Annotated in this window: 11 protein-coding genes and 1 pseudogene; 4 read left to right on the forward strand and 8 right to left on the reverse strand. The window is 48.7% G+C overall.

Going from position 1 to position 7,075, the window contains the following annotated elements; translation table 11 throughout:
• Nucleotides 1–15: 15 nt before the first annotated feature.
• Genes BUB68_RS11435 through BUB68_RS11450 form a run of 4 tightly spaced genes read right to left on the reverse strand, consistent with a single transcriptional unit; the run spans nucleotide 16 to nucleotide 2,144 of the window.
• Nucleotides 16–246 carry a glutaredoxin family protein gene (locus BUB68_RS11435; RefSeq protein ID WP_073091431.1) on the reverse strand — a complete coding sequence of 77 codons (231 nt, stop codon included), beginning with the start codon at nucleotides 244–246 and terminating at the stop codon, nucleotides 16–18.
• Nucleotides 240–1,187 (reverse strand): NAD(P)/FAD-dependent oxidoreductase, encoded by a 948-nt coding sequence (locus BUB68_RS11440; RefSeq protein WP_073091433.1) that lies wholly within the window; start codon nucleotides 1,185–1,187, stop codon nucleotides 240–242. Before BUB68_RS11440 ends, BUB68_RS11435 begins: the two co-directional genes overlap by 7 nt.
• Nucleotides 1,188–1,228: 41 nt before the next feature.
• A complete protein-coding gene (locus BUB68_RS11445; protein ID WP_073091436.1) occupies nucleotides 1,229–1,771 on the reverse strand; it encodes a rubrerythrin family protein in 543 nt (180 codons plus the stop codon).
• Nucleotides 1,772–1,811: 40 nt separating this feature from the next.
• Nucleotides 1,812–2,144 carry a hypothetical protein gene (locus BUB68_RS11450; protein WP_073091438.1) on the reverse strand — a complete coding sequence of 111 codons (333 nt, stop codon included), beginning with the start codon at nucleotides 2,142–2,144 and terminating at the stop codon, nucleotides 1,812–1,814.
• Nucleotides 2,145–2,333: 189 nt separating this feature from the next.
• Here BUB68_RS11450 and BUB68_RS11455 point away from each other — a divergent pair, with 189 nt between their 5' ends.
• The 3 genes from BUB68_RS11455 (at nucleotide 2,334) to BUB68_RS11465 (ending at nucleotide 3,745) form a co-directional block, all read left to right on the forward strand.
• A complete protein-coding gene (locus BUB68_RS11455; RefSeq protein WP_073091441.1) occupies nucleotides 2,334–2,789 on the forward strand; it encodes a MarR family winged helix-turn-helix transcriptional regulator in 456 nt (151 codons plus the stop codon).
• A 90-nt stretch (nucleotides 2,790–2,879) separates the two neighbouring features.
• Entirely contained in the window at nucleotides 2,880–3,371 is a 492-nt protein-coding gene (locus BUB68_RS11460) for a helix-turn-helix domain-containing protein (protein WP_073091444.1), read from the forward strand.
• The gene (locus BUB68_RS11465) at nucleotides 3,311–3,745 is read left to right on the forward strand and encodes a DMT family transporter (protein WP_256625908.1); all 435 of its coding nucleotides are present in this window, start codon (nucleotides 3,311–3,313) and stop codon (nucleotides 3,743–3,745) included. Before BUB68_RS11460 ends, BUB68_RS11465 begins: the two co-directional genes overlap by 61 nt.
• A 264-nt stretch (nucleotides 3,746–4,009) precedes the next feature.
• Here the strand turns inward: BUB68_RS11465 and BUB68_RS11470 are convergent, their stop codons facing one another.
• From BUB68_RS11470 to crcB, 4 genes are all read right to left on the reverse strand, one after another.
• Nucleotides 4,010–4,630 carry an alpha/beta hydrolase gene (locus BUB68_RS11470; RefSeq protein ID WP_073091447.1) on the reverse strand — a complete coding sequence of 207 codons (621 nt, stop codon included), beginning with the start codon at nucleotides 4,628–4,630 and terminating at the stop codon, nucleotides 4,010–4,012.
• A 9-nt stretch (nucleotides 4,631–4,639) separates the two neighbouring features.
• Nucleotides 4,640–5,248: a lactate utilization protein gene (locus BUB68_RS11475; RefSeq protein ID WP_073091450.1), complete on the reverse strand. Its 609-nt coding sequence runs from the start codon at nucleotides 5,246–5,248 to the stop codon at nucleotides 4,640–4,642.
• Between the two features lie 23 nt (nucleotides 5,249–5,271).
• Entirely contained in the window at nucleotides 5,272–6,015 is a 744-nt protein-coding gene (locus BUB68_RS11480) for a class I SAM-dependent methyltransferase (RefSeq protein ID WP_081371982.1), read from the reverse strand.
• A 62-nt stretch (nucleotides 6,016–6,077) separates the two neighbouring features.
• Nucleotides 6,078–6,473, reverse strand: coding sequence for a fluoride efflux transporter CrcB (gene crcB, locus BUB68_RS11485; RefSeq protein ID WP_081371981.1), 396 nt, complete (start codon nucleotides 6,471–6,473; stop codon nucleotides 6,078–6,080).
• A gap of 397 nt (nucleotides 6,474–6,870) precedes the next feature.
• Between crcB and BUB68_RS11490 the strand changes: the two are divergent.
• Nucleotides 6,871–7,075: pseudogene (locus BUB68_RS11490) on the forward strand (IS1182 family transposase); the annotation flags it as partial.

A 7,075-nucleotide genomic window follows, 5' to 3' on the forward strand; every position in this document is an offset into this window, starting at 1 on the left:
CTACCGTTCTATTTATCAAAGGCCTAGCAGAGCATCCAGCTTGGCCTTGTCAAAGCTCAGCACATAATCCTTGTCATTGGCCGTGGTGATGGGAACCATCGTATCCCCCGTCAGCGCATAGCAGGCATCACGGTCATCATCATTTTCCTCGATATTATGTTCTTCAAATTCCACATTCTTGCTCTTCAGGTATTTCTTTACCTTGTCACACCAGGGACAATCATTGATTGAATATACTTTTACCATGTTGGATTACCCTCCTTCAATTTCACTAGATAATTCTCAGCCAGCAGGGCTGCTGCCGTACCATCAGCAGCGGCAGTGGTCAGCTGGCGTATTTCCTTCTCCCGCACATCACCGGCGGCAAATACGCCGGGAATGGCTGTACGGCAATCCTCACCTGCTTCGATGCGGCCGCTGGGAGTCAGCGGCAATTCATCCTTATAGAGCTCCGTATTGGGCACCACACCGATATTGACGAAGATGCCATCCACTGGCAGGCTGCGTGTCTCGCCCGAGGCCTTGTCCAACACCTCGATGCTTTCGAGACGTCCGTCACCCTGCAGACTCTTGATTTCCGTCTGCAGGAAGATTTCCGCCTTGGGATTTTCCTGCAGGCGATTTTGGGAGACCTCGTCAGCCCGAAAATCCGATCGGTGTATCAGATAGAGCTTGCTGGCATACTTGGTGAGGAAATTGGCAGCATCCACAGCCGCATTGCCGCCGCCCATGACGGCGATGACCTTGTCCTGATACATATGCCCGTCACAGAGCTCGCAGTAATGCACGCCCTTGCCTGCATACTTTGCCTCCTCCGGCAGAGGCAGCTTGCGGCGGTTCATGCCGGAGGCGATGATGATGACATCGGCCTCATAGACATGTTCCTCCGTCTCCACCAGCTTGGGCTGGCCTTTAAGACTTACTTTCACGATGGAATCAAACTCATCAATTACCGCCCCAAAGCTTTCCGCCTGCTGCTGGAGCGTACTGATAAGCTCCTTGCCGGAAACCTTGGCAAAACCGGGATAATTCTCAATGCCTGTGGCGTTGGCAATCTGGCCACCGATGATGCCGTTTTCCAGCACCAGCACGTCCAGATTCATGCGCCCTGCATAAAGGGCCGCTGTCAGCCCCGCCATGCCTGCACCGATAATGATGATATCCTTGTGGATACGCTTTTTCTCCATGCCATCAGCTCCTTCTCTTTGAAAAACAGGGAACAGATTATTTATTCGGCTTCCTTGAAAGCACTCTTGGGCTGACCGCAGAGGGGGCAGACGTAATCGTCCGGCTCATCGCTTATATCCCCTTCGTGCTCAAAACCACAGACCGGGCAGATGTAAACCTTGCCCGCAGGCGCTTTCTTCTCCGGCTGATATTTTTCCAGAATTTTGCCGATGACCACGCCATGATGGCCTTCCTGTTTGGCAAAAATTTCCATCTCATCAGCAGCCTCGGCAAAACCTGCGGCCCTTACTTTATCGGCCATGGCCCTGACCTGTGCTTCACCGTTGATTTCCGCCTTCTGCACAGTACGCAGGAGGTTCCAGAAATCCTGCGGATACTTGCCGTTGAGCACGGCGTAGAATCCGGCATGAACCGCTTCCTGATTGGCGGACTCGATGAGCTCCGTGGCTATATCCTCATAGCCCTGCTCCTTGGCGAGGCGAGCCAGAGCGTAATACATCATGGTGCCATTGGCCTCAGCCTGCATGATGGCCTTAACCATGTTCTCCAGTTCCGTCCCCTTCGTCAGTCCGTAAATGCTCATAAAGTTTTCCTCCTCCTGAAATACAATGCACAAATCTTTATCACATGGGATATTCGAAAGTGGAACCTACACCAAAGTGAATGATGTATTCCTCAGCACCTTCAACGGGAATCCAAAAGCCATAAGCCCGGCCAAACGGCCCTTCATAAGCTTTGTAAGCAGCTTCCTTGGCATCTGCTGCCTGATTGCAAAGACAGCCCTTATGCTGTTCGGGCTTTCCGATGCTAGAACATTTCATCTGGTCATTGAGACCCAGAGAAGCGGCCTTCTTGTTCACCGCATGGATCTGACGGTCTTTGGTAATCAGCATGATGGGCTCGGGGAACTTGTCCCACATCATATGAAAGGCTTTGATGATTTCCTGCTTGTCCATGTTTTCAGCTCTCCTTTTGGTCAATTCTACACAACACTTTTGAAATCCTTCATTGCATCTTACATGCTCTATTATACAGCAAAATTCCATTTTGTCAAATGGAATTTTTAAAAATCTCATTTGATTTAATATCATTAGGATGGTAGAATAGATATAGAAAGATTTACCCGTAACAAAGAGGAGCAAGAAATGAGTGACAAACAGACCTTTGACCCGCTGCTGCTGGATAATCAGCTATGCTTTCCCCTATATGCCTGTGCCAGGAAAATAGTGGCGGCCTATAATCCTTTGCTGAAAGAGATTGGCCTTACCTATGCCCAATACATCACCATGATGGTACTATGGGAAGATAAGAAAGTTACCATGCGTGACCTTGGGAAACGTCTCTATCTGGATTCCGGGACGCTGACCCCTGTACTGAAGAAACTGGAAGCCATGGGCTATCTGGAAAGATACCGCAATCCGGAAGATGAACGTATCCTGGTGGTATCCATCACGGATAAAGGAATGGCCCTCCGGAAGGAAGCAGAGCAAGTCCCCTATCAGATGGGATGCCTTGTCAATCAAAAAGGTGAACTGTTCTCCCCGGAAGAGGTTGGCAAACTGAAGGATCAGCTTTACCAGATTATCCATACATTAGAGTAACCATATGCAAACAAGAGGCTGTTGCACATGATATGCTCCCCCTATGAGAGACAGTAAAAAATAAAACTGTCATCATAGGGGGAGTTTTCTATGCCAAATCGACAGAAGATATCCGTAGAAGAAAAAGTAGAATATGTAAGAGCTTATCTTCGAGGAGAAATTACTCAGGGCTGTATCAGCAAAGCAGTAGGAGTTAGCCTAGCTTCCGTACAAATGTGGATTAAGCGCTACGAGGCAGAAGGTGCTGATGGATTTTATACCCATAAAGGTAACAGAAGTTATGCACCCAAAACAAAGACGATGGCTGTTCTCGATTACTTGAATGGCAAGGCAAGCCAGCTTGATATTTGCCGAAAATACAAAATTCGTTCCAAGTATCAGCTCCAATCATGGATAAAAGTGTATAATGCTCATGGAGACTTTAACTCCAGAAAACATTCAGGAGGCGGAAGCTACATGAGCAAAGCACGCAGCACCACACAGGAAGAACGTCTGCAATTGACCTTTACAAGCGTGATCTTATGTGTTCGATTGAAGCATACATTCATTATTACAACCACAAATATTCCATCTTTGCCCTAACTTTTTACAGCGTGCTGATTGCCTTTATCGCACTCAGCCCCTACGGGTCTTGGTGGCTTGCCTCTGAGGCAGATTTTACAGCTCTTGCCCAGCCGGAAATCTGGGGCTCCGTGCTCTATGTGGGCATGATTTCCACCACCGCAGGGTTCGTCCTTTGGAGCAAAGGGCTGACTTACATGGATGCCTCCATAGGCGGCCTCTTCATGTTTTTCCAACCCGTGGTGGGAACTTTGCTGGGATATTTCCTGCTGGAGGCCATCACCAGCTACTTTGCGCCTGGCTTTGCCCTCATCGCCATCGGCGTGCTGCTTGCCATGCGTGGAGGCAATACCACAGCCGCGGAAAAGCTGGCCAAAAGCAGAACCTGCGAATAGAAAACACTAAGCCGCCGCAGCATGCAACGTCATTACGCTGTATGCTGCGGCGGCTTTTGTCTGATATTGAGTCTTATCTCTCTCGTTAGGCTAGGCCGGATTGGCCTTGCGTACTCCGTAGAACTTTTGCAGATAAAGGAATGCCTCCCGTACTCAGGCGGCATGTCCACATGGGCGATGAAATTCTTGCCTTTAGGGCCATAGCCATCGGGAGTATCCTGCAGCCATTTCTTCTCGCCCCATGAAGCTTCATCCCCCTTAGCACTATTTCAACAGCCAGGCAAAGGCCCTGGCTGTCCTAAGCTCCGGCTCCTGGAAGTGACCGCCCTTATTCCACTCCAGCGTACAGTTAGTGCCATCTTCCTTCAGCCATTCATACCCATCCCTGATACAGTCTCCAACTTTGGCCATGACAGCATTCCTGGTCTTTTCTTCCTTATCCCCCAGGCTCATATATATGTTGGAGCATTGGACGGCCTGACTCTTCATATAACCAACAAATCCCGGAAACCAAATAGAGGGGGATGCCGCAGCAATGCCTGCAAATCTATCGGTCTGGTATGCCGCCCAAAGAGAAAACAAAGCTGCCAGGGAATAGCCGCCAAGATAATAGGCCTTGTCCTCCTCCTGACACAACTTCAATATCCCGGTCAGTGTTTTCCCCGCACCGTTGCCGAAATCGTCATTTCCAAACACGGCAGGAGCCTGCCAAGGAGATAAATCACAATTCCATTCATCCACCTTGACCGCCCAAAAGTGGAAGTCTTTGTTTGTCCGCCTTTGGATTTCGTCCACTTCTGCCTCAATCCCTGGCAAATCATGGTCGCCAACTGGCTGGACCAGAACGATGTCAGACTTCGGATTGCCATATTCATGTATTTCCATAATAACTCCTTAAAACCCTAAATCCTCGTCAATCAGCACCACTTCCATATCCATATGATTCATCTTCCGCCAGTATATGACCTGGGCATTGCAGATACGATTTGGGCTGCTGCAAGCGTAGCAGTGGTCTTCATGGACGGCACATGGTATCTTGTAGTGATGACGGGCAGCATTTTTCGGTGCAGCGACATTCCTTGCCCGATAGGCAGCTTCTTCAAGGGTGGGAGCAATCTTGTTCCTGCCAACAACAAAATATACCTTACGATGGCCATACAATGACCCAGCAACACGATTCCCCGTCCCATCAATGTTCACCATCTCACCGGTTTCAGCAATACCATTTACCGAGGTCAGGAAAACTTCCGTGGTCAGGCAAATCCTGGCTGTATCGTAAAAGCCTTTGCCCTCTTGGGGATGTTTTGGGTCATAAACCTCATTATGACCAGAAAGCCGTTCGTAGAGTCCTAATGCCAGCATCGTTTCCGAATCGCCAAATCCCACCGTGAAACCATCAATCTTGCTGTCAAGGTAGGCTGCAGCCTCTTCACCAGTTTTGAAACAAGTAACCTCATATCCCCTCTTACGCAAAGCCTCAGCCGTTTTCTCTAAATGTGCCATTGGTTCCCCTCCAACAAATTGACCTAGAATTTTGTGGCGAAAACACCAAATAGCGGCGTTTCCCCATACAGCAACCGTTCCTTTTCGTCCCAAAGTCTTTCCGTCAGGTCAAAATCTGCGTGTACTTCACCAAAGCCCATACTCCGAAGCAGTTCCACATCCCAGTAAGGACGCTTCGTTCCACTCAGAGGCAGCTGCAATGGGTCGAGGGGCTCCGTAACCTCATCAGCAGTTTCCAGAGCATCATCATACTGCCGCAAACATTCCCGCCGCCGCTCCTCTGACCGCCTGGCCATTTCCTCATCATACAAGGGCATATTCCAGTTGGCGTCAAACAACAATAAGCGTCCCCCTTTCCGCAGCAAGCGTCGGCATTCTTCATAGACCTGCCAAGGGTTGGACAAGGTCCAGGTAACATTGCGGCTCACGATGGCATCAAAGGAGCCTGCGGCAAGATCCAGCTGGTTGATATCCATTTGCTGCAGGTCTACACTTACCCCGGTCATTTCAATCGACTGCCGTGCCTGGGCCAGCATACCATCGGCACAATCCACGGCCATCACATCCAGCCCCATCTTGGCCAGGATGATAGAAAAAAAGGCTGGGCCACAGCCCAAATCCAGCACCCTATGTGTATCAACGGGCATCTTTTCTCTAAATAGCTTCTGCCATGCCTCCACACGGAAACTTGCCAGTTCATCCTGTATGATATTGCCATAATTCTCCGCGTCCTGCGACCAATAGCGCGCCATACTTTCAATGTCCAATTTCTTTCCCTCCGTGTAACCAGCCGGATCAGCTGATAGTATCATTGTCTCTTTTCCCTTGATCATAGTGAGTCGATAAGTGCTGAGGACACATAGAAACCGATGAACGAAGCGCCCAGACCGAATAGGATATTAGCTCCCATATTGGCAAAGGCAGGGAATAAACTGCCACCACGAAGCAGGGTCAAGGTTTCCATACTAAAAGAAGAAAACGTCGTGAACCCGCCTAAGAAACCAACCGTCAGCAAAAGGCGAAGAGAGTCGGGCAGCATGTTGGCAGATTTTGCCAAAGGAAGCAGGAAGCCGAGTACAAATGCCATCAGAAAACTGCCGAGAGTATTGACAAATAAAGTGCCCCACGGAAATATAACGCCAAATCTGGCACCAATCGTCAAAGTAGCAAGATAACGGCAAACTGCACCCAAGCCGCCACCAACGAACACATAGAATAATTGCATAAGGGCCTCCATTACACCAGCACCACCATATCCGTGATATTCTGGTGCCTGTTTATCCTTGAGTCTAATTATACCATATTGTCCCGGACATACCAAAAAGCGGCCGCATGAGCAGTACGGCCGCCTTTTGGCTGTGTATTATATTTTAGGAGAGCTTTAACGAAAGCCTATAGATAATATAGCACTATTGAGAATGAAAGTCAATAGATAATTGAAAATTATTTTTGATTCCATATCCTATGCTCCGAAACAGAACAAGGGGCTGTGAAATAACACGCCCCCTTATAACAAAGGCGGTTAGCTGACTAAAACCAAGTCAGCTAACCGCCTTTTGTGGTAAAATTTACTTGCTATGAAAAATTCAACCACCAATTATTCTAAACCAAAACAGGCTGTTTTGCCAATATTTATTTCAGATTATCTGGATATCTGTGATCCGGTGCTGGTTTTCGACCGATTTATGGAGGAAATCGACTTGGAGAAGTATCTGAATCAGATTCCGGCTCATGTTGCCGGGCGTATCAGGTACAACCCGGCCAGCATGCTGAAAACAGTGCTATTCGGATTCATGACCTACGGTTATATCTCACTGCGCGAGTTGG

The sequence above is a fragment of the Pseudoselenomonas ruminantium genome (assembly GCF_900142515.1).
Lineage (GTDB): Bacteria > Bacillota > Negativicutes > Selenomonadales > Selenomonadaceae > Selenomonas_A > Selenomonas_A ruminantium_D.